Source organism: Anaeromyxobacter dehalogenans 2CP-C, from assembly GCF_000013385.1.
GTDB classification, from domain to species: domain Bacteria; phylum Myxococcota; class Myxococcia; order Myxococcales; family Anaeromyxobacteraceae; genus Anaeromyxobacter; species Anaeromyxobacter dehalogenans_B.
Genome location: NC_007760.1, coordinates 930,875 through 952,013, shown reverse-complemented (window position 1 = coordinate 952,013; position 21,139 = coordinate 930,875). Strand labels below are relative to the sequence as shown.

At 74.9% G+C, this 21,139-nt stretch carries 14 protein-coding genes; 5 read left to right on the top strand and 9 right to left on the bottom strand.

Features of this window, described 5'->3' with window-relative positions:
* The first annotated feature begins 140 nt into the window (after window positions 1-140).
* Window positions 141-800 (top strand): hypothetical protein, encoded by a 660-nt coding sequence (locus ADEH_RS04195; RefSeq protein ID WP_011419877.1) that lies wholly within the window; start codon window positions 141-143, stop codon window positions 798-800.
* Window positions 801-867: 67 nt separating this feature from the next.
* Here the strand turns inward: ADEH_RS04195 and ADEH_RS04190 are convergent, their stop codons facing one another.
* Window positions 868-2,355, bottom strand: coding sequence for a glutamate synthase subunit beta (locus ADEH_RS04190; RefSeq protein WP_011419876.1), 1,488 nt, complete (start codon window positions 2,353-2,355; stop codon window positions 868-870).
* Window positions 2,356-2,357: 2 nt separating this feature from the next.
* Window positions 2,358-6,965, bottom strand: coding sequence for a glutamate synthase large subunit (gltB, locus tag ADEH_RS04185; protein ID WP_011419875.1), 4,608 nt, complete (start codon window positions 6,963-6,965; stop codon window positions 2,358-2,360).
* A gap of 331 nt (window positions 6,966-7,296) precedes the next feature.
* Between gltB and ADEH_RS04180 the strand changes: the two genes are divergently transcribed.
* Window positions 7,297-8,361, top strand: coding sequence for an ATP-dependent DNA ligase (locus ADEH_RS04180; RefSeq protein ID WP_332247653.1), 1,065 nt, complete (start codon window positions 7,297-7,299; stop codon window positions 8,359-8,361).
* Between the two features lie 6 nt (window positions 8,362-8,367).
* On the opposite strand, the gene ADEH_RS04175 is transcribed toward ADEH_RS04180, so the two are convergent.
* The gene (locus ADEH_RS04175; protein WP_011419873.1) at window positions 8,368-9,033 is read right to left on the bottom strand and encodes a hypothetical protein; all 666 of its coding nucleotides are present in this window, start codon (window positions 9,031-9,033) and stop codon (window positions 8,368-8,370) included.
* Window positions 9,034-9,365: 332 nt separating this feature from the next.
* Between ADEH_RS04175 and ADEH_RS04170 the strand changes: the two genes are divergently transcribed.
* Together ADEH_RS04170 and ccsB are read left to right on the top strand one after the other, a co-directional pair.
* Window positions 9,366-10,994, top strand: coding sequence for a cytochrome c biogenesis protein ResB (locus tag ADEH_RS04170; protein ID WP_041453311.1), 1,629 nt, complete (start codon window positions 9,366-9,368; stop codon window positions 10,992-10,994).
* A 10-nt stretch (window positions 10,995-11,004) separates the two neighbouring features.
* Window positions 11,005-11,862: a c-type cytochrome biogenesis protein CcsB gene (ccsB, locus tag ADEH_RS04165; RefSeq protein ID WP_011419871.1), complete on the top strand. Its 858-nt coding sequence runs from the start codon at window positions 11,005-11,007 to the stop codon at window positions 11,860-11,862.
* A 120-nt stretch (window positions 11,863-11,982) separates the two neighbouring features.
* On the opposite strand, the gene ADEH_RS04160 is transcribed toward ccsB, so the two are convergent.
* Window positions 11,983-13,383, bottom strand: a complete 1,401-nt coding sequence (locus tag ADEH_RS04160; protein WP_011419870.1) for a sigma-54-dependent transcriptional regulator — start codon at window positions 13,381-13,383, stop codon at window positions 11,983-11,985.
* A gap of 289 nt (window positions 13,384-13,672) precedes the next feature.
* On the opposite strand from ADEH_RS04160, the gene ADEH_RS04155 reads away from it, so the two are divergent.
* Complete coding sequence (locus ADEH_RS04155; protein WP_011419869.1) at window positions 13,673-14,206, top strand: O-acetyl-ADP-ribose deacetylase; 534 nt, start codon at window positions 13,673-13,675, stop codon at window positions 14,204-14,206.
* On the opposite strand, the gene ADEH_RS04150 is transcribed toward ADEH_RS04155, so the two are convergent.
* The 5 genes from ADEH_RS04150 to ADEH_RS04130 form a co-directional block, all read right to left on the bottom strand.
* Window positions 14,173-17,325: an FAD-binding and (Fe-S)-binding domain-containing protein gene (locus ADEH_RS04150; RefSeq protein WP_011419868.1), complete on the bottom strand. Its 3,153-nt coding sequence runs from the start codon at window positions 17,323-17,325 to the stop codon at window positions 14,173-14,175. The two genes, ADEH_RS04155 and ADEH_RS04150, sit on opposite strands and share 34 nt — an antisense overlap.
* 13 nt (window positions 17,326-17,338) lie before the next feature.
* On the bottom strand, window positions 17,339-18,436 hold the full coding sequence (locus ADEH_RS04145) for an enolase C-terminal domain-like protein (RefSeq protein ID WP_011419867.1): 1,098 nt from the start codon (window positions 18,434-18,436) through the stop codon (window positions 17,339-17,341).
* Window position 18,437: 1 nt separating this feature from the next.
* On the bottom strand, window positions 18,438-20,219 hold the full coding sequence (locus ADEH_RS04140) for a thiamine pyrophosphate-requiring protein (RefSeq protein ID WP_011419866.1): 1,782 nt from the start codon (window positions 20,217-20,219) through the stop codon (window positions 18,438-18,440).
* The gene (locus ADEH_RS04135) at window positions 20,216-20,602 is read right to left on the bottom strand and encodes a sensory rhodopsin transducer (RefSeq protein WP_011419865.1); all 387 of its coding nucleotides are present in this window, start codon (window positions 20,600-20,602) and stop codon (window positions 20,216-20,218) included. The genes ADEH_RS04140 and ADEH_RS04135 overlap by 4 nt, the downstream gene beginning before the upstream one ends.
* Window positions 20,603-20,737: 135 nt before the next feature.
* Entirely contained in the window at window positions 20,738-21,133 is a 396-nt protein-coding gene (locus ADEH_RS04130; protein ID WP_011419864.1) for a cytochrome C oxidase subunit IV family protein, read from the bottom strand.
* Between the last annotated feature and the right edge of the window lie 6 nt (window positions 21,134-21,139).

The window sequence follows — 21,139 nt, the reverse complement described above, 5'->3', positions numbered from 1 at the left end:
CGCCCCTCCGGCCCGCGCGCGCGGCGCACGGTGCGCGCGTGCGCGGGCGCCCGCCCGGGCCCTCCGCCCTCGCGTCCGCCGGCCGCCGTTCCCACCTTGAGCGCCGGTGCCCCAGTGAACGGCGCCGGGAGGGGAACGACATGGACGTGAGTCGCGGATTGGGCCTGGCCCTCGGGGCGGCGGCGCTGCTCGTCACCGCGGGCTGCCAGGACAGGGGTGATCGCTCGCAGCAGGGCTCGACGCCGGGCGCCACCGCGTCGCGGCAGGCCGAGCGCAGCCAGGAGCAGGCCGCCGACGAGTCGAAGAAGGCCGCCGAGCGGCACGACGAGGCGGCCGACGCGCAGAAGGACGTGCGCGAGTCGCAGGAGAAGCTCGCGGAGGCGCAGCAGAAGGCCGGGCAGAAGACCGGCGAGGCGCAGCAGCACGAGCAGGCGGCCCAGCAGCAGTCGCAGACCGCGACGGCCGAGTCCGAGCAGGCGCGGCGCGAGTCCGCTCAGGCCGCGACGGGCACCGGCAGCGCGGCCGGCACCGCGGGCGCGACCGCCCAGGCGGGCGAGCAGAAGACCGCGACCGGCCAGGTGGTCAGCGCGAGCAGCCAGGAGCTGGTGCTGCGCGACCAGGCGGGCGGGCAGGAGCTGAAGCTCAAGGTCGGCGCCGACACGCCGGTGATGAAGGACGGGAAGCGCGCCTCGATCTCCGACGTGAAGGAGGGCGCGCAGGTGCGGGCGTCCTACTCGGAGCAGGGCGGGCAGCCGCAGGCCATCCGCATCGAGGTGCAGGGCGGATCGACGACGCGGTAGCCGCGTCGCGCGAGCGTGGCCCCGCCCGCCCCGGGCGCGTCCCCGGGGCGGGCGGGGTCTCGCCGTGTCAGGGGGGCAGGACCGTCTCGCCGTGCGAGAGGAACCGGTCCACCGCCTGCGCGGCCTGGCGGCCCTCGCGGATGGCCCACACCACCAGCGACTGGCCGCGGGCCATGTCGCCCGCGGCGAACACGCCGGGCACGCTGGTCATCCGGTGCTCGTCCGTCCACACGTTGCCCCGGTCGTCCAGCTTCACGCCGAACTGCTGCAGCACCGGCTTCTCCGGGCCGACGAAGCCGAGCGCCAGCAGCACCAGGTCGGCGGGGACGATCCGGTCGGTGTGCGGGATCTCCTTCGGGCCGGAGCGGCCGTCGGGGCCCTTCACCCACTCCACCTCCACCAGGTGCAGCTCCTTCACCCTGCCCTGCGCGTCGCCGATGAAGCGCTTGGTGAGCGCGCAGAAGCGGCGCGGGTCGTGCCCGAAGACCGCCTTCGCCTCCTCCTGCCCGTAGTCGGTCTTCAGCACCCGGGGCCACTGCGGCCACGGGTTGTCGCCGGGCCGCTGGTCGGGCGGGCGCGCCATGATCTCGAGCTGGGTCACGCTGCGGGCCCCGTGGCGGACGGCGGTGCCGACGCAGTCGGTGCCGGTGTCGCCGCCGCCGATGACCACCACGTGCTTGCCCTTCGCCGAGACGTAGCGGCCGTCCTCGTGGTTGGAGTCGAGCAGCGACTTCGTGTTCGCGTGCAGGAACTCCATGGCGAGGTGGATGCCCTGCAGGCTGCGCCCCTCGATGGGCAGGTCGCGCGCGTGCGTCGCGCCGCCGGCCAGCACCACCGCGTCGTAGTCCTTCACCAGCCGGTCGGCCGTGATGTGCCGGCCGATCTCGGTCTCGGTGACGAAGCGGACCCCCTCGTCGGCGAGGAGCTTCACCCGCCGCTCCACCAGCGCCTTGTCGAGCTTCATGTTCGGGATGCCGTACATGAGCAGCCCGCCGACCCGGTCGGCGCGCTCGAACACGGTCACCGCGTGGCCCGCCTTGTTGAGCTGCTGCGCGGCGGCCAGGCCGGCCGGCCCCGAGCCGACGATCGCCACCCGCTTACCGGTCCGCTCCGGCGGCGGCTGCGGCCGCACCAGCCCGGCGGCGAACGCCCGGTCCACGATCTCCGCCTCGATGGTCTTGATGGTGACCGGCGGCTCGTGGATGCCGAGCGTGCAGCTCCCCTCGCACGGCGCCGGGCAGACGCGCCCGGTGAACTCGGGGAAGTTGTTGGTCTTGGCGAGGCGGATGTACGCCTCCTCCCACTGCCCGCGGTAGACGAGGTCGTTCCACTCCGGGATGAGGTTCTGCACCGGGCACCCGGCCGCCATGCCGGCGATGATCTTGCCGGTGTGGCAGAACGGGATGCCGCAGTCCATGCACCGCGCGCCCTGCTGCCGGAGCGTGTCCTCCGGGTACGGCGGGTGCGCCTCGCTCCAGTCCTTGATGCGCTCCAGCGGCGGCCGCTCGTGCTTCGGCTCGCGGGGGAACTCGATGAATCCGGTCGGCTTGCCCATGTCTAGTTCCCGCCCACGCGCGCGGCGTCCTGGGTGTTCTCCTCGAACGCGGCCAGCTCCGCCTGCTCCGGCGTGAGCCCCTTCTCGCGCATCCGCGCCTGCGCCTCCAGCACGCGCCGGTAGTCGTTCGGCATGACCCGCACCAGCCGCTTCAGCGTGCCGGCCCAGTCGTCGAGCAGCCGGCGGGCGTGCCCGCTCTCGGTGAGCGCGGCGTGCTTCTCCACCAGCGCCCGCACCAGCGCCGCCTCCTCCGGGTCCGCCACCGGCCCGAGCGTCACCATCTCGCGGTTGCAGCGGCGCGCGAACGCGCCGTCGTCGAGCACGTACGCCACCCCGCCCGACATGCCCGCGGCGAAGTTGCGCCCGGTGGGGCCGAGCACCACCACGCGCCCGCCGGTCATGTACTCGCAGCCGTGGTCGCCCACGCCCTCCACCACCGCCGAGACGCCCGAGTTGCGCACGCAGAACCGCTCGCCGGCGATGCCGCGCACGAACGCCTCGCCCGCGGTGGCGCCGTAGAACGCGACGTTCCCGATCACCACGTTGTCCTCGGGCACGAACCCCGCCTGGCGCGGCGGGAACACCACGATGCGCCCGCCGGAGAGCCCCTTGCCCACGTAGTCGTTCGCGTCACCCTCCAGCACGAGCGTCAGACCGGGCGGGACGAACGCGCCGAACGACTGGCCGGCCGAGCCCTGGAAGTGCAGCCGGATCGTGTCGTCGGGCAGGCCGGCGGGGCCGTGGCGGCGCGTGACCTCCGAGCCGAGCATGGTGCCCACCACCCGGTTGGTGTTGCGGATGGAGAGCGTGGCGCGGACCGGCTGGCGCGACTCGAGGGCCGGCCTGGCCAGGTCGAGCAGCACGGTGGCGTCGAGCGTCTTGTCGATGCCGTGGTCCTGCGGGATCTGGCAGGTGCGCGCGTAGTGCTTCGGGACCGTGGGCTTGAACAGGATCCGGCTGAAGTCGAGGTTGCGCGCCTTCCAGTGGTCCACCGCGCGCCGCATCTCCAGCCGCTCCGAGCGCCCCACCATCTCCTCGATGGTCCGGTAGCCCAGCTCGGCCATGTACTCGCGGACCTCCTGCGCGATGAAGCGCATGAAGGTGACCACGTGGGCCGGGTCGCCGGTGAACTTGGCGCGGAGCCGCGGGTCCTGGGTGGCCACGCCCACCGGGCAGGTGTTGAGGTGGCAGGCGCGCATCATCACGCAGCCGAGCACCACCAGCGGCGCGGTCGCGAAGCCGAACTCCTCGGCCCCGAGCAGCGCGCCGATCACCACGTCGCGCCCGGTCTTGAGCTGCCCGTCCACCTCCACCGCGATGCGCGAGCGCAGGTCGTTCATCACCAGCACCTGGTGCGTCTCGGCCAGGCCGAGCTCCCAGGGGATGCCGGCGTGCTTGATGGAGGTGAGCGGCGAGGCGCCGGTGCCGCCGTCGTGGCCGGAGATCAGCACCACGTCGGCGTGCGCCTTGGCCACGCCCGCCGCGATGGTGCCCACGCCCACCTCGGCCACCAGCTTCACCGAGACGCGGGCGCGGTGGTTCGCGTTCTTGAGGTCGTGGATGAGCTGCGCCAGGTCCTCGATCGAGTAGATGTCGTGGTGCGGCGGGGGCGAGATGAGCCCCACGCCCGGCGTGGAGTGCCGCACCTTGGCGATCCACGGGTACACCTTGGAGCCGGGGAGCTGGCCGCCCTCGCCCGGCTTCGCGCCCTGCGCCATCTTGATCTGCAGCTCGCGCGCGTTCACCAGGTACTGGCTGGTGACCCCGAAGCGGCCGGAGGCCACCTGCTTGATGGCGGAGCTCCTGGAGTCGCCGCCCGGCAGCTTCTCGTAGCGGGCCGGGTCCTCGCCGCCCTCGCCGGTGTTCGACTTGCCGCCGATCCGGTTCATGGCGACGGCGAGGGACTCGTGCGCCTCCTTGGAGATCGACCCGTAGCTCATCGCGCCGGTCTTGAAGCGGCGCAGGATCGACTCCACCGGCTCGACCTCGTCGATGGGCACCGGGCGCGGGCCGGGGACGAGGTCCATCAGGCCGCGGAGCGTGCACAGGTTCCGCGCCTGGTTGTCCACCAGCGCGCTGTACTCCTTGAACAGCGCGTAGTTCCCGGTGCGGCAGGCGTACTGGAGCTTGTGCACCGTCTCCGGGTTGAAGAGGTGGTGCTCGCCGCCGTTGCGCCACTTGTACTGGCCGCCGGCGGGCAGGCTGGTGTGCACGATGGGCCGCCTGGGCGGGAAGCCGCGCTCGTTGCGCAGCCGCGCCTCGCGCGCCACCACGTCGATGCCCACGCCGCCCACGCGCGTCGCGGTCCAGGTGAAGTACTCGTCGATGAAGTCCTGGTTCAGGCCGATGGCCTCGAACACCTGGGCGCCGTGGTAGCTCTGGATGGTCGAGATGCCCATCTTCGAGATCACCTTCACGATGCCCTTCGCCACCGCCTTCGCGTACTTCTTCTCGGCGTCGGCGGCCGGCCCGGGGATGAGCCCGAGCTGGACCTGGTCGTGGATGGTCTCGAAGGCGAGGTACGGGTTCACCGCCGACGCGCCGTAGCCGATGAGCAGCGCGAAGTGGTGCACCTCGCGCGGCTCGCCCGACTCGAGCACGATGCCGCAGCGGGTGCGGGTGCCCTCGCGGATCAGGTGGTGCTGCACCGCCGCCACCGCCAGCAGCGAGGGGATGGGCGCGTCGTCGGCGTCGTGGCCGCGGTCGGAGAGCACGAGCAGGTTGTGCCCCTCGGCGATCGCCTCCGAGGCCTTCCAGCGCAGGTCCTCGAGCGCCTTCCGCAGCCCGTTCCCGCCGTCGGCGGCGCGGAACAGGATGGGCAGCGTGATGGCCTTCAGGCCCTTCGAGCCGGGCCCGCCGTCGAGCGCCCGGATCCGCTCCAGGTCCTCGTTGCGGATCACCGGCGCGGGCAGCGCGAGCTGGCGGGCGCACTCCGGGCCGGGCTCGAGGAGGTTGCCCTCCGGCCCGACGGAGGTCTCCACCGCCATGATGATCTCCTCGCGGATGGCGTCCACCGGCGGGTTGGTCACCTGGGCGAAGAGCTGCTTGAAGTAGTTGAACAGCGGCTGCGGCTTCTCCGAGAGCACCGCCAGCGGCGTGTCGGTGCCCATCGAGCCGATGGGCTCGGTGCCGTCGGTCGCCATGGGCGTGACGATCATCTTCACGTCCTCGGCGGTGTAGCCGAACACCTCCTGGCGCCGGAGCACGGTCTCGTGGTCGGGCTCGATGACGCGGGCGGGCTTCGGGAGCTGGTCGAGCCGGACGGTGTACTGGTCCAGCCAGGACGCGTACGGCTTCTCGCGCGCGATGCGCTCCTTCAGCTCCTCGTCGCCGACGATGCGCTGCTCCCGGGTGTCCACCAGGAACAGGCGGCCCGGCTGCAGCCGGCCCTTCTTCAGGATCCGGTCGGCGGGCACGTCGAGCACGCCCACCTCCGAGGCCATCACCACCAGGTCGTCCTTGGTGACGTAGTAGCGGCTCGGGCGCAGGCCGTTCCGGTCGAGCACCGCGCCCACCCGCACGCCGTCGGTGAACGCGATCGAGGCGGGGCCGTCCCACGGCTCCATCAGGCAGGAGTGGAACTCGTAGAACGCCCGCTTCTCCGGGCTCATCGCCTCGTGCCGCGCCCACGGCTCCGGCACCATCATCATCATGGCGTGCGGCAGCTCGCGCCCGGAGAGCGTGAGCAGCTCGAGCACGTTGTCGAACATGGCCGAGTCGGAGCCCTCGGTGTCGATGACGGTGAGGATCTTCTGCAGGTCGTCGCCGAACAGCGACGAGCGCATCATCGACTGGCGCGCGTGCATCCAGTTGATGTTGCCGCGCAGCGTGTTGATCTCGCCGTTGTGCGAGATGTAGCGGTAGGGGTGCGCGCGCGACCAGGACGGGAAGGTGTTGGTGGAGAACCGCGAGTGCACCATGGCCAGGCCGGTGACGACCTCGGGCCGCGCCAGGTCGAGGTAGAACTCGCGCAGCTGCCCGGCGTTCAGCATCCCCTTGTAGACGACGGTCTTCCAGGAGAGCGACGGCACGTAGAAGTGCGTGCGGCCCGGGATGGCGGAGCGGCTCACCCGCTTCTCCACCAGGCGGCGCACCACGTAGAGCTTGCGCTCGAAGGCCGCCTCGTCGGCGCAGGCGGCGCCGCGGCCGACCAGGATCTGCCGGATCACCGGCTGGCTGGACCGCGCGGTGGGGCCGAGCGTGGCGCCGTCGGTCGGGACGTCGCGCCAGCCGAGCACGTCGAGCCCCTCGGCGCGCACCACCTCCTCGAAGATGCGGACGCAGGCGGCGCGGCCGCCCTCGTGCGGCGGCAGGAAGACCATGCCGGCGGCGTAGGCGCCCGGGGCGGGCAGCGCGAACCCGAGCCGCGCCGCCTCGGCGCGGAGGAACGCGTGCGGCGTCTGGAAGAGGATGCCGGCGCCGTCGCCGGTGTTCGCCTCGGCGCCCGCGGCGCCGCGGTGCTCGAGGTTCACGAGCACGGTGAGCGCGTTCTCGAGGATCTCGTGGGACGCGCGCCCCTTGATGTCCACCACGAACCCGAAGCCGCAGGCGTCCTTCTCGTTCTGCGGATCGTACAGGCCCTGCCTCGGGGGATAGCCGGTCTCGGTCATCTTCACCTTCAGTCGTACGGGAAAGTCGTCACCAGCCCGGCACGCGCCCGTGCCCGGTCGAGCCGTTCGATGGATGTTCGGGATGCATCGACCACGCACCAGGGAGCGATCCTTCCCGCCGGGATCCCCTGGCGCCGCGCCGCAGCCGCCGGCGCGCGCACCGCGTCTCTGACATGGATCGGCGAGTGTCCCCGAGCCGGGACGAGCGCGTCAAGGCAGCGGGCGTGAAACAGGAGCTGCGCGCGCCGCGCACGCCGCGGTGCACGGAAAGCGTGCACGCGGGCGCCCGGTAATCGTGCAGCGTGCCGCCGCAGCGGGCAGCGGATTGCGCGTGGAGGCTGTGGACTGCAACGTCGATGGGAGCGCTCCCGTGGCCTGGCCACCCCTCGATCTCCCCGTGGTGCCGCCGTTTCCGCCGATGGAAGCGCGCCTTGCGGACGTGCTCCCCGCGGACGAGGGGTGGCAGTTCGAGCCGAAGTGGGATGGCTTTCGCTGCCTCCTATTCAAGCAGGATGCCGAGGTGGTGCTGCAGTCGAAGGCGGGCCAGCCGCTCGGCCGCTACTTCCCCGAGCTGGTGGCCGCCGGCCGCTCGCTCCGCGCGCCGAGGCTCGTGCTCGACGGCGAGATCGTCGTGCCCTCCGGCCTGGGTCTCTCCTTCGACGCGCTCCTTCAGCGGATCCACCCGGCCGAGTCCCGGGTCCTGCGCCTCGCCCGGGAGACCCCGGCCCGGCTCGTCGCCTTCGACCTCCTGGTGGACGGGGACGGCCGCCGGCTGGTGGAGGCGCCGCTCGAGGTGCGGCGCGCGGCGCTGCTGCGCGAGGCGTCCGGGTTCCCGCCCGAGGTCTCGGTGTCGCCGGCGACGCTGCGCCGGGCCGACGCGGAGGCGTGGCTGGCCACGCCCTCGGGCACCGACGGCGTGATCGCGAAGCGCCTGGGCGTGCCGTACGCGTCCGGCGAGCGCGACGCGATGGTGAAGGTGAAGCGGGTGGTGACGCTGGACGCGGTGGTGGGCGGGTTCCGGCGCGGGCAGCGCGGCGGGCCGCCCGCCTCGCTGCTGCTCGGCCTGCACGGCCCGGACGGCCGGCTCCACCACGTGGGGCACGTCACGCTCGCCCCGCGGCAGCGCGAGCGGTTCGCCGCGCTGCTCGAGCCGCTCGCGGCGCCGGGCGCGCCGGGGTTCACCGGCGAGGCGCCGGGCGGGCCGTCGCGCTGGGCGCGCGGGCGCTCCACCGAGTGGATCCCGGTCCGGCCCGAGCTGGTGGTGGAGGTGGCCTACCGGCACGCGGCCGGCGGGCGCCTCCGCCACGGCGCGCGGCTGCTGCGCATCCGCCCGGACAAGGCGCCCGGGCAGTGCGTGCTGCGCGACCTGCCCGGCGGCGAGGCCCGCTTCGCCTGATCGCGGCTACCGCCGTCCGCGCCGCGCCTGCGCCGCCGGCGCCGGCTGCTCGACCAGGATGCCTCGCTCGCTCGCCGAGGTCGGGTGGCGCGCCGACACCCGCGGCGTCGCATCCGCGAGGTCCTCCGCGCCCGCCTTCGCGAGCACGAGGTCCACGCGCACGGTCCCCTCGGGCACGTCCTTCGCCAGCAGGAAGCCGTTCCCGTCCGCGCTCGGCATCACCCGGCCGAGCGCCTTGCGCGTGCCGTCCTTCGCCCGCGCCGCCACCACGTACTCCTCGCCCTGCGGCGGGGCGACGAGGCCGTAGAGGATCACGCGGACCGCCTTCTGGTCGGGCAGCGCCACCACGATGCCGCTCTCGGTGGGCTCCTTGGCCTTGGGATCCGCGAACAGGAGCGCGGCGGCCTGGCCGGGGGCGCGGAGCAGCCCGTCGTCGGCCCGCGCCTGGGTGAGGAGCTTGTCGCGCTCGTCGATGCTCTTCTGCAGCTCGGAGACCTGCGCCTGGCTGCGCTCGGCCTCGGTGCGGTACGAGTCCGCCTTCGACACCGTGGCGGCGGCCCACACGACCCCGGCCGCCACGATCAGGATGAGCGGGATCACGATGAGCCACACCTTCTTGTCGGAGCCCTCCTTGGCGAGGACGCTCCCGAACTCGATGCGGTCGCTTGGCATGCTCCAAAGGTAAGGAGCGTGCCTGCGCGCGCGAGGGCCGGCCCCGCACCTTCCGTGCGGGCCGCGCGCGCGGGCGGGCCGCCCGCCGGCCGCCCGCCGGGAAGAGCCGCGGGCCCTCGCCGGTTCGGGTCCTCGAGGGCGGGGCGACGGCCTCCCCCGCCCTCACGCACCGTTTGCGCTGATCCAGGGCAAGGTCGCTTTTCCTGCGGTGCGCACCCGCCGGGACGGCCGGGTCTGCCCGCAATCCCGGGAACTTGGCCCTCTCGGACGGGGCACGGCGATTGCTCATGGTGCGGGGCGCGCGCGCCGAACGGCCGCAACGGAGGTACCCCGTGACCGACAGCCCGACCCGCCCCAAGCCCAGGCCCGCCGGCGCCGCGGACGCGCCCGCCGTCCTGGAGGTGCGCCTCACCGCGCTGCTCGTCACGGGCGCGCTGCTCGCGGGCGCGCTGCTCCAGGTCTGGGTCCCGCCGGGCGCGCTCACGCTGGTGGTCGCGAGCGGCATCGCCGGCGCGGTCGTGCTCGCGGTCGCCCTGCTCACGCCGGGGCGGCTGCGCGCGACCATCGCCGGCTTCCGCTTCACCTCCACGCTGCTGGTGGCGCTGGCGGTGTTCGCGATCATCGGCACCCTGGTGCTGCAGGGCAAGCCGGCCGAGTTCTACCGGCTGCGCTACGGCGCGGTCGCGCCGCTGATCCTCGGCCTGCACCTCGACGACGTCTTCCACGGCCTGCCGTTCGCCGGCCTGATGGCGCTGTTCGGCGCCGCGGTGATCGCCTCCGCCACGCAGCGCTGGCCGCTGCGCGCGCGGAACGCCGGCTTCTTCCTGTGCCACCTCGGGCTCATCACCTCGCTGGGCGGCGCCGCCGCCTCGGCCGCGCTCTCGATCCGCGGCCGCATCGACCTGCACGCGGGCGGCGAGACGGCCACGCACGTCCGCGTCACCAAGGCGGGCATGGACACCGGCGGCGCGGCGCCGCTCGGCTTCGACCTGCGCCTCGACCGGTTCGACCTCGTGAACTACGAGACCGAGTACCGCGTCGGCTACTACCGCCAGGAGCTGGTCCGGGACGAGCACGGCACGCACAAGCAGTGGAAGCTGGCCGCGAGCTTCGACCCCGACCTGGCGAGGCACCTGCTCCCTGGCGGCGACACGTTCCGCCTGAAGGCGATCTGGCCGGACTTCACGCTGCAGGACCAGGTGACGCCGGTCGCGGCGGGCGGGCAGCCGGCGCTGCAGGCCACGCTGGAGGGGCAGACGCGCTGGCTGCTGCCGGGCGAGCGGCTCGCCACCCCCGACGGCCGCGCCGCGGTGGTGTTCGGCTGGGAGCGCCCCGCCGCCCCGCCGGGCGTGCTCACCGCGTTCCTCGTCTCCGGCGCCGAGCGGAAGGTGATCGTCCACACCGCCGACGGCGAGTCGGAGGTCGCGCTCGCCGAGGGGCTCGCGCTCGCGGGCGGCGCGGTGAAGCTCGGCGCGCTCGTGCCGCAGGCGCAGCGCGCGCGCGTCCCCGCCACCGCGTCGGCCGAGTGGAGGCGGCCGGTGGTGCAGCTCGAGGCCGTGCGCGACGGCGCCCCGGCGGAGAAGATGATGGCGGCGGACCAGCCCGAGGCGCTGTTCCTCGACGCGGACCACGCGCTCGTGTTCGAGCGCCGCGACGGCGAGGTGAAGGCGTTCCTCTCCACCGTCACCGCCACGCGGGGCGACGAGTCGCTGCGGACGGTGGTGGCGGTGAACGAGCCGGTCACCTTCGCGGGCTGGACGCTGTACCAGGTGAACTACAACCCCCAGGACCCGAGCTACTCCGGCCTGGAGGCGGTGCACGACCCCGGGGTCGCCTGGGTGTTCGCCGGGTTCGCGCTCATCAGCCTGGGCGTGGCCTACATGTTCTACGTCGAGCCCCGCCTGAAGGGGCGCCGCCGCACGCAGCCCGACGTCCCCGCCTCCCCCGCGCAGGCCGCCTGAGGAGAACGCGATGCTCCAGTACATCCTCGCCGAGCACCCCTTCTTCGTGGCCACCGGCGCGCTGTACGCGGCCGCGGCCGGCTTCTACGCCGCCGCCTGGCGCTCCACCCGCGCGCTCGTGGGGCGCGCGGCGACCGCGCTGCTCTGCGCCGCGCTGGCGTTCAACGCCGGCCTCATCGTGGAGCGCTGGATCGAGGCGGGCCGCGCGCCGTTCAAGTCGCTGTTCGAGTCGCTGGTGTTCTTCGCGTTCACCACCGGCGTGGTGTACCTCGCGTTCGAGCGGCTCTACCGCACCCGCGTGTTCGGGGCGCTCGCGGCGCTCCTGACGCTGGCGCTGCTCGGCTACGCGCTGGGCAAGTGGGACGCCGAGATCGTGAAGCTGCCGCCGGCGCTCCAGTCCGCCTGGTTCGTCCCGCACGTGGTGGTCTACTTCGTCGGCTACGCGGCGGTGTCGCTCGCGGCGCTGCTCGCCGCCGTGCAGCTCCTCGCCCCGCGCGTGCCGCTCCTCCAGCGGCTCACCACGCTGCGCGCCGGCACCATCCTCACCGGCAAGGCGCTCGACCTCGAGCAGATGACCTACGAGCTCATCCGCTTCGGGTTCGTGCTGCTCACCGTCGGCCTGCTGGTCGGGTCGGTCTGGGCGAAGAGCGCCTGGGGCGACTTCTGGGTGTGGGATCCGAAGGAGAACTGGTCGCTCGTGACCTGGCTCGTCTACGGGGCCTACCTGCACCTGCGCAAGGTCCGCGGCTGGCGCGGCGACCGCGCCGCCTGGCTGGTCCTGCTCGGCTTCGCGGTGGTCATGTTCACGTACCTCGGGATGAGCATGCTGCCCACCGCCGAGGAGAGCGCGCACGTCTACACCGGGTAGCACCGATCTCCAGGGAGAGCGCGCCCCCCGCGCGCTCGGGGCCGCCCGGCACACCACTGCCGGGCGGCCTTTTTTTCGCCGCGCGGGCGGGTCGGGGGCAGGAGCCGGGCCGGCGGCGCGCTACTTGTGCGCCTCGGCGTAGACGTCCTCGAGCTCGGGGTGCCGGCGCCCCGGGACGCCGCTCCGGTACTCCTTCAGCCGGTACTGGATCTTCCGCACCGAGACGCCCAGCACCTCGGCGGCGCGGGCGGTCGAGCCGCCGCACTGCTCGAGCGTGCGCAGGATCGCCTCGCGCTCGATCTCGAACAGCGTGGCGCCCGGGATGAGGGCCGAGGCGCCGCTCTCCTCCGGCCGCGCCCCGTGCAGCACCGGCGAGAGGTCCTCCGCGGTGATCTCGCGCCCGCGCGCGACCGACACCGCGTGCTCGACCACGCTCGCCAGCTCGCGGACGTTGCCGGGCCAGTCGTAGGCGAACAGCGCCGAGAGCGTCCCCGGGGTCACGCCCACCACCTCGCTGCCCTGGGTGCGGGCCGCCGCCTCGAGGAAGTGGTTCACGAGCGCGGGGATGTCGCCCTTGCGCTCGCGGAGCGGGGGCAGCGCCACCGCCACCACGTTCAGGCGGTAGTAGAGGTCGTCGCGGAACCGGCCGGCGCGGACCTCCTCGGCGAGATCGTGCTGCGCGCCCGCCACCACCCGCACGTCCACCCGCAGCGTCTCGCGGCCGCCCATCCGCTCCATCTCGCCCTGCTGCAGCACCCGGAGCAGCTTCACCTGCACCGGCGGCGGGAGGCTCCCCACCTCGTGCAGGTACAGGGTCCCGCCGTCGGCGAGCTCCAGCTTCCCGAGGTGGCGCTCCTCGGAGTCGGCGAACGCCCCCGGCTCGTGGCCGAAGAGATCCGACTCGAGCAGCGCCTCCGACAGCGCCGCGCAGTTCACCCGCACGAAGGGCCGGTCGCGGCGCGGCGAGGCCTCGTGCAGGGCCTGGGCGACGTGCTCCTTGCCGGTGCCGGACTCGCCGAGCACCAGGACCGTCGCCTTGGTGGGCGCCACGCGGCGGACCAGCTCGATGACGCCCTGCATCTCGGGCGCGGTGCCCACCAGGGCGGCGCGCGCGCGGACGCGCTCGCGCAGCTCGGCGCGATCGCGGCGCAGCCCGCGCTTCTCGAGCGCCTTCTGGAGCACCACCAGCGCCTGCCCGGCATCCACCGGGCGGACCAGGAAGCTCTCCGCGCCGGCGCGCAGCGCCTGGACCGCGGCCTCCAGCCGGTCGTGCGGCGCGGCGACCACCACCGCGGCGTCGGATCCCAGCTCGCGCAGGCGACCGGCCAGCTCGCCCCCCTCGCAGCCGGGGAGCGTCACGTCGGCCAGCACCGCCGCCGGCTGGAAGCTCGGGACGAGCGCGAGCGCGCCCTCCGCGCTCGAGGCCTCGACCGCGTCGAAGCCGCGTTCGCACAGGGCTGCCCGGAGGGCGGCCCCGTCGAGCGGGTTGCCGTCGATGACGAGGATGCGGTCGCGCTTCATCTTCCCGGTCCGGGGATAGCAACTCCCGTACCCGGGAATCAACCGACCTTGCGTGCACGAATTGCGCGCCGCCTGCCCGCACGCTGCGTGCGCCGCGCCGCATCCGCGCGCACCTTCGCGGCCCGGCGGTGCTTTTCCGCGGCCCGCCCCGCGCCGGGCACGGCGCCGGCGCCGTCCCGGGCCGGCGCGCATTCCGTGCGGCCGTGCGCCGGTGCGCACCTGCGGCCCGGCGGCGCAAGGATCTCCCCGCCCGCTTGCCGCGCGCGCCGCCCGTGGCTAGGAGGGCAGCATGGAACGGACCTGGCTCGACGGCCGCATCGCGCTCGTGCAGGGGGACATCACGCGCCTGCACGTGGACGCGATCGTGAACGCGGCGAACGCCACGCTGCTCGGGGGCGGCGGCGTGGACGGCGCCATCCACCGCGCCGCCGGCCCGGAGCTGCTCGAGGCGTGCCGGGCGCTGGGCGGCGCGCGCACCGGCGAGGCGAAGATCACCCCGGGCTTCCGCCTCGCGGCGCGCCACGTGATCCACGCCGTCGGCCCGGTGTGGCGCGGCGGCGGCGCCGGCGAGGACGCCGCGCTCGCGTCCTGCTACCGCGCCTCGATGCGCCTCGCCGCCGAGCACGGGCTGCGCTCCATCGCCTTCCCGGCCATCTCGACCGGCGCGTACGGCTTCCCCGTCGAGCGCGCCACGCCCATCGCGGTGGAGGAGGTGCGGCGCGCGCTGGAGGCCGGCGGCCCGGTCCGGCGGGCGGTGTTCTGCTGCTTCTCGGCGGCGGACGCGGCCGCCTACGAGCGCGTCCTCGCCACGCTGCCCGCGTAGGCGGCCCCGGCGAGCGCGGCCGCGGCGGCGCCGACCAGCGCCGCCTCGCGGAGGACGTCGCGCGCCGCCCGTCGCGGCCGCCGGGCGCGCGCCCACGCCTCCGCGTCCAGCGCCGCGGCGCCGGGCTCCGCCGCGAGCCGCAGCGCCTCGGCGAGGTGGAGCCCGCGGCGGCCGGTGCCCTGCTCGATCTGCGTCCGGCACGAGAACCCGTCGGCGAGCACCAGCTCGGGCGCCGGGGCGCGCCGCACCGCCGGCAGGACCCCGCGCTCGCCCACCGCCATCGACACGCGGTACCGGTCGCCCGCCTCGAAGCCGAACGAGCCCGCCATGCCGCAGCAGCCCGCGTCGAGCACCTCGGCCTCCACGCCCATCCGCGCGAGCACCCTCCGCTCGGCCTCCTCGCCCATCACCGCGTGGTGGTGGCAGTGCACCTGCACGAGCGCGCGGCGGTCGAGCCGCGGCACCGGGAAGGCGTCGCCGGCCTCGTCCACCAGCTCGGAGAGGAGCCGCGTCCGGCCGGCCAGCGCGTCGGCGCGCCGGTCGCCGTGCAGCAGGTTGGGCAGCTCGTCCCGGAACACCGCCGCGCAGCTCGGCTCGAGCACGACCACCGGCGTGCCGGCCTCCGCCTCGGGCGCCAGCGCGTCCAGGTCCTGGCGGAGCAGCCGCCGCGCCAGGTCGAGCATGCCGTGGTCGTAGAGCGGGCGTCCGCAGCACACGCGCCGGCGCGGGATGCGCACCCGCCAGCCGGCCGCCTCCAGCACCTCCACCGCCGCGACGCCGATCTCCGGGTGGAAGAAGTCGGTGAACGTGTCCGGGAACAGCACCACCGTCCGTCCTCGCCCTCCCGCAGCGCCCGTCGCCGCCGCGCGCCGGCGCGCGAACCAGCGCCGGAACGTCACCGGCGCGAACGCCGGGAGCGCGCGCTCGGGGGCGATCCCGCCGGCGCGCCGCGCCAGCGCGGACAGGCCCGGCGTGCGCGCCAGCGCGTTCGCCACCCCCGGCGCGAGCGACGCCACCCGCGCCCACCAGGCCACCAGGCCCATGGAGTACGCGGCGCGCGGCCGGAGCCGGCCGCGGTAGTGGTGCGAGAGGAACTCGGCCTTGTACGTGGCCATGTCCACGTTCATCGGGCAGTCGCTCTTGCAGCCCTTGCAGGCGAGGCACAGGTGCAGCGCGTCGGCCACCTCCGGCGAGCGCCAGCCGCCGCGGAGCGGGTCCCCCAGCATCAGCTCGTGCAGCAGGTGCGCCCGGCCGCGGGTGGAGTGCTTCTCCTCGCGCGTCACCCGGTAGCTCGGGCACATCACGCCGCCCTCGTCGCGCCGGCACTCGCCCACGCCCACGCAGCGCGCCGCCACCCGCCCGAAGCTGCCCTGGTCCTCGGGGTAGGCGAACGCGGTGCGCGGCCGGAGCTCCACGTACCCGGCCCCGAGCCGCAGGTTCTCGTCGAGCCGGTAGGGGTCGATCTTCTTGCCCGGGTTCATCCGCCACGCCGGGTCCCAGAGCCGCTTGAAGTCGCGGAACGCGTCCACCAGCCGCGGCCCGAACATCTTCACCAGCAGCTCGCCGCGCGACTGGCCGTCGCCGTGCTCGCCCGAGAGCGAGCCGCCCAGCGACACCACCAGGTCCGCGGCCGCCTCGACGAACGCGCGGTAGCGCGCGATGCCCGGCGCGGTGGTGAGGTCGAAGTCGATGCGGGTGTGGACGCAGCCCTGGCCGAAGTGGCCGTACAGCGCGCCGTGGTAGCCGAAGCCGTGCAGCAGCCGGTCGAACGCGCGCAGGTACTCCCCGAGCCGCTCCGGCGCGACCGCGGAGTCCTCCCACCCCTCCCACGCGTCGGGCCGGCCCGGGACGCGCGCGGTGGCGCCCAGCCCGGACTCCCGCACCTTCCAGACGATCGCCTCCTCCGCCGGGTCGTCGTAGAGCTTCATCGCGGGGGCGCCCCGGCCGCGGCCGAGCGCGTCCATGCAGCGGCGCGCGTGCGCCTCCGCCTCGGCGCGATCGGCGCCGCCGAACTCGACCAGCAGCCACCCGCGGCCGTCCGGGAGGAGCTGCAGCCGCTCCGGGTGGAGGCGCTTGCGGCGCATGTCCTCCACCAGCCGCTCGTCGATCCCCTCGAGGCCGATGGGCCCGAGCGCCGCGACCTCGGGGACGCGATCGGCCGCGGCGAAGACGTCGGGGAAGCCGAGGACCAGCAGCGCGCGCGCCGGCGGGCTGTCCACCAGCCGGACCTCCGCCTGCAGGAAGGTGACCAGCGTCCCCTCGCTGCCGGTCAGCGCGCGCGCCAGGTGGAAGCCGCGCTCCGGCAGCAGCTCGTCCAGGTTGTAGCCGGAGACGCGCCGGGGGATCCGCGGGTACCGGGCCCGCACCTCGTCCGCCACGCGGTCGCGCAGCGCCGCGAGGCCGGCGTAGAGCGCGGCCTTCCGCCCGCCGGCCCGCACCACCGCCTCGCGCTCCGCGTCGGAGGTCTCGCCCACCCAGGTGCGCAGGCCGTCGGAGGTCAGCACCTCGAGGCGGCGCACGTTGTCCGCGGTGCGGCCCGCCATCATGGAGTGCACGCCGCAGGAGTCGTTCCCGATCATCCCGCCCAGCGTGCAGTGGGTGTGCGTGGACGGGTCGGGGCCGAACGTGAGGTGGTGGCGCTCCGCCGCGGCGCGGAGCACGTCGAGCACGCACCCCGGCTCGACGCGCGCCAGGCGCCGCGCCGGGTCGAGCTCCAGCACGCGGCAGAGGTACTTCGAGAAGTCCATCACCACGGCCACGTTGCAGCACTGCCCCGCCAGGCTGGTGCCGCCGCCGCGCGAGAGGACCGGCGCGCCGTGCGCGCGGCAGGTGGCGACCGTCGCGACGACGTCGTCCACGGTGCGCGGGACCACCACGCCGATGGGCACCTGCCGGTAGTTGGACCCGTCGGTCGCGTACAGCGCGCGCGCCCCGTCGTCGAAGCGCACCTCGCCCTCGACCGCGCGGGACAGATCGCTCGCCAGCGCCCGCGCCGCCTCCGCCGGGAGCGGGGCGCCGCGCCGGTACGGCTCGCGCTCGGCGCGCAGGCGCGCCGCCGGATCCGCCGACCGGCCCAGCCCCGGGATGAGGTACCGACCGCCCGCCTCCGGATGCTCCATCGCCCCTCCCCCCTCAGGCCACCGCATGGCGCTCGGCGTCGCGCGCGCGGAGCTCGAGGCCCAGGCCGGGCCGCGAGAGGTCGGGGGCGAGCGCGCCGCCCGACGGTCGCGGCGCGCCCTCGAGCAGCAGCGCCTCGATGCGCACGTGATCGTGGAACCACTCGGCGTGGGCGGCCCGCTCCACCGCGCACATGAGCGTCGCGTGGAGCGACGGCGCGCAGTGGGACGACAGCGGCACGCCGAACGCCGCCGCCACCGCCGCCGCGGCCAGGAAGCCGGTCACCCCGCCGCAGCGGGTCGCGTCCGCCTGCAGCACGTCCACCGCGCCGGCCTCGAGCATGCGCCGGAAGTAGGCCGGGTCGTGCCCGTACTCGCCGGCCGCCACGTCCATCCCGGCGGGCGCGCGCTCGCGGACGAGGCGCAGGCCGGCGAGGTCGTCGGACGGGACCGGCTCCTCCAGCCAGGTGACGCCCTCGTCCGCGAACGCGGCGGCGAGCGCCAGCGCCTGCTTGCGTCCGTAGGCGCCGTTCGCGTCCACGAACAGCCCCGCGGCGCCGATCGCCTCCCGCGCCGCGCGCACCCGCTCCGGATCCGCGCGCGGGTCGCGGCCCACCTTCATCTTCACCGCGGGGAACCCCTCCGACGCCCAGCCGCCGAGCTGCTCCCGCAGCCGCTCGGGCGCGTACGAGCAGAAGCCGCCGCTCCCGTACGCCGGCACCGCGGGCCGCGCCCGGCCCAGCAGCGCGACGAGCGGCACCCCGAGCAGCCTCGCGTGGAGGTCCCACAGCGCCACGTCCACCGCGGAGAGCGCCATGCCGCCGACGCCGGCGGGCCCGACGTTGCGCAGCGCCCGGCGCATGGCGCGGCTCGCGGCCGGGGCGTCCAGCGCGTCGGCGCCGCGCACCGCCTCCGAGAGCAGCCCGTTCACCACCGCCGCGGCGGCCGCGTCCGCGTAGGTGTAGCCGAGCCCGCGCGCGCCGCCGCCCTCCACCTCCGCGACCACGAGCGTGGTGGCGTCCCAGGCGAGCGTGCCGTCCGACTCCGGCGCGTCGGTGGGCACGCGGTACGCGGCCGCGTGCACCCGCTCCACGGTGGCCTGGCCGAGCGCCACGTCAGCCCTTCCGGTGGGGCAGCACGCCCTCCAGCGCGTCCCGCCACGAGCGCACGATCATCGCGCCGCGATCCGGGTCGCCCTTCAGGATCGCCTCGAGGTAGCCCTTCGCCTGCTCCAGCGTGACGTGCGGCGGCAGCGGCGGCACGTTCGGGTCGGTGCGCGCGTGCACCAGGCACGGGCGGTCGGCCGCGAACGCCCGGTCCCAGGCCGGCCCGATCTCCTCCGGCCGCTCGATCCTCACCGCGGCGAGCCCCAGCGACGCGGCGAAGCCCGCGTAGTCCACCGGCGGCAGGGTCTGCGAGGCCTCGAGCTTCGGGTCCCCCTCCATCACCCGCTGCTCCCAGGTCACCTGGTTGAGGTCGCGGTTGTCGAGCACCAGCACCACCAGGCGCGGGTCGGACCACTCGCGCCAGTAGCGCGAGATGGTGGCGAGCTCGGCGAGGCCGTTCATCTGCATGGCGCCGTCGCCCGCCAGCGCCACCACCACGCGGTCCGGGTAGGCGAACTTGGCGGCGATGGCGTACGGCACCGCCGGCCCCATGGTCGCGAGGTTGCCGGAGAGCGACGCGAGCATCCCCTCGCGCAGGCGCACGTCGCGCGCGTACCAGTTCGCGGAGGAGCCCGAGTCGGCCGAGAGGATGGCGCGGTCGGGCAGGCGCGGGGACAGCTCCCAGAAGACCCGCTGCGGGTTCACCGGCGTGGCCGGGTTCATGGCCCGCGCCTCCAGCACCTTCCACCAGCGGCGCACGTCGGACTCGATCTTCTCGCGCCAGGACGTGTCCTCCTTGCGCCGCAGCAGCGGCCGGAGCGCCTGGAGCGTCTCGGCCGCGTCGCCGACCAGGTTCACCTCCATGGGATAGCGGATGGAGAGCATGCGGCCGTCGAGGTCGATCTGGACGCCGCGCGCCTGGCCCTCCTTCGGCAGGAACTCGGGGTACGGGAACGACGACCCGACCATGAGCAGCGTGTCGCACCCGGTCATCAGGTTCCAGGAGGGCTTCGTGCCGAGCAGGCCGATCGCGCCGGTCACCCAGGGCAGGTCGTCCGGCAGCACCGCCTTGCCGAGCAGCGCCTTCGCGACCCCGGCGCCGAGCACGTCGGCCACCTCGGCGACCTCGCGCGCGGCGCCGAGCGCGCCGGCGCCCACCAGCATGGCCACCCGGCGCCCCGCGTTCAGCGCGTCCGCGGCGCGGCGCAGGTCGCGGGCGGCGGGGACCACCCGCGGCGCCTCCCAGCCCACGCCGCTGTGGACGGTGGCGTGGGCGTGCGGGGGCGGCGTGTACTCCAGGCCCTGCACGTCGTTCGGCACCACGATGGTCGTGACGGTCCGCTCCGCCCGCGCGATGCGCACCGCGCGGTCCACCAGGTGGCGGGCCTGCGACGGCACCATCAGCGTCTGCACGTACTCGCGCGCCACGTCCTTGAACAGCGCGGGCAGGTCCACCTCCTGCTGGTAGGCGCCGCCCATGGCCGCGCGCGCGGTCTGCCCCACGATGGCGACGACCGGCTGGTGGTCCATGCGCGCGTCGTAGAGGCCGTTCAGGAGGTGGATGGCGCCCGGGCCGGAGGTGGCCAGGCACACGCCCACCTCGCCGGTGAACTTCGCGTGCGCGCAGGCCATGAACGCGGCCATCTCCTCGTGGCGCACCTGGGTGAAGCGCAGCGCGTCCACCGTCCGGAACGCGCCCAGGATGCCGTTGATCCCGTCGCCTGGGTAGCCGAACACGCGGCGGACGCCCCACTCCACCAGGCGGCGCAGCAGGAACTCGCCGACCGTCATGCCCCCTCCTCCTCCGCCGCCCACGCGAGCGTGGTCATGAGCGCGCTCTCCGCGCGGCGCGCGTCGAGGCGGGTGTGCTGCACCACCACCGGCACGTCGGACCGGATCACCGTGGCGTAGTCGGTGCCGCGCGGGATGGGCTCCGGGTCGCGCAGGTCGTCGAGCCGGAGGTGCAGCGTGCGCCGGGCGCCCACCGTGAGCCGGTACGGCCCGGCCGGCTCGCGGTCGGCGAAGAACACCCGGAGCTCGAGGTGCGCGTCCTCGTCGCCGGCGTTCAGCACGCAGGCGGCCTCGTGGCTCTCCAGCGCGCGGCTCTCCGGCCGCTCCCGGGGCGGCAGGTAGCCCTCCGGGATGGCCCAGGTGCGGTGACCGATGGCTCGCAAGGCGCGGCTCCCGCGTCCCGCCGCGACGCCGAAGCCGGCGCGCCGCGGGGCGCCGCATCAGAGATGCGAACGCCCCCGTCGGATCGCGAGCGGCGCGGGACGGAGCGCCCGGGGCGCGGGGAAGCGCGCGGGCGGCTACTGCGGGAGCTTCGGCGGATCGCGATCGGCGCCGCCCCAGGGCAGCGCGCCGGCGCTGCCGGGCGGGTTCGCGAGCGGGAAGCGGGTGGCGTTGTCGAGGATGGTGAGCCCGATGAGCAGCGCCACGAACGCGAGCGAGGTGACGAAGATCAGGCGGTTCGCGCCCCGCTGATCCCACAGGTGCATGAAGAACAGCGCCACCAGCGCGCCCTTGGCGATGGCGATGAGCAGCGCCACCGCCACGTGCCAGCCGCCGGGCAGGTGGACGCGCGAGGCGGCGTAGGTGACGACGGTGAGCACGAGCAGCGCGATCCACACCACCACGTAGCGCATGCCGTGCGCGTGGTGGGTGGCGAGGTGCTCCTCGTGCGCGATCGGTCGCGGGTCGGCCATGGGGTG

Bases quoted from the DNA above. Each gene is read 5' to 3' on its own strand.
- ADEH_RS04160 (WP_011419870.1), bottom strand. From the start codon at position 13,383: ATGAAGCGCGACCGCATCCTCGTCATCGACGGCAACCCGCTCGACGGG.
- ADEH_RS04150 (WP_011419868.1), bottom strand. From the start codon at position 17,325: ATGGAGCATCCGGAGGCGGGCGGTCGGTACCTCATCCCGGGGCTGGGC.
- ADEH_RS04140 (WP_011419866.1), bottom strand. From the start codon at position 20,219: ATGACGGTCGGCGAGTTCCTGCTGCGCCGCCTGGTGGAGTGGGGCGTC.
- ADEH_RS04130 (WP_011419864.1), bottom strand. From the start codon at position 21,133: ATGGCCGACCCGCGACCGATCGCGCACGAGGAGCACCTCGCCACCCAC.
- gltB (WP_011419875.1), bottom strand. From the start codon at position 6,965: ATGACCGAGACCGGCTATCCCCCGAGGCAGGGCCTGTACGATCCGCAG.
- ADEH_RS04190 (WP_011419876.1), bottom strand. From the start codon at position 2,355: ATGGGCAAGCCGACCGGATTCATCGAGTTCCCCCGCGAGCCGAAGCAC.
- ccsB (WP_011419871.1), top strand. From the start codon at position 11,005: ATGCTCCAGTACATCCTCGCCGAGCACCCCTTCTTCGTGGCCACCGGC.
- ADEH_RS04155 (WP_011419869.1), top strand. From the start codon at position 13,673: ATGGAACGGACCTGGCTCGACGGCCGCATCGCGCTCGTGCAGGGGGAC.
- ADEH_RS04195 (WP_011419877.1), top strand. From the start codon at position 141: ATGGACGTGAGTCGCGGATTGGGCCTGGCCCTCGGGGCGGCGGCGCTG.
- ADEH_RS04175 (WP_011419873.1), bottom strand. From the start codon at position 9,033: ATGCCAAGCGACCGCATCGAGTTCGGGAGCGTCCTCGCCAAGGAGGGC.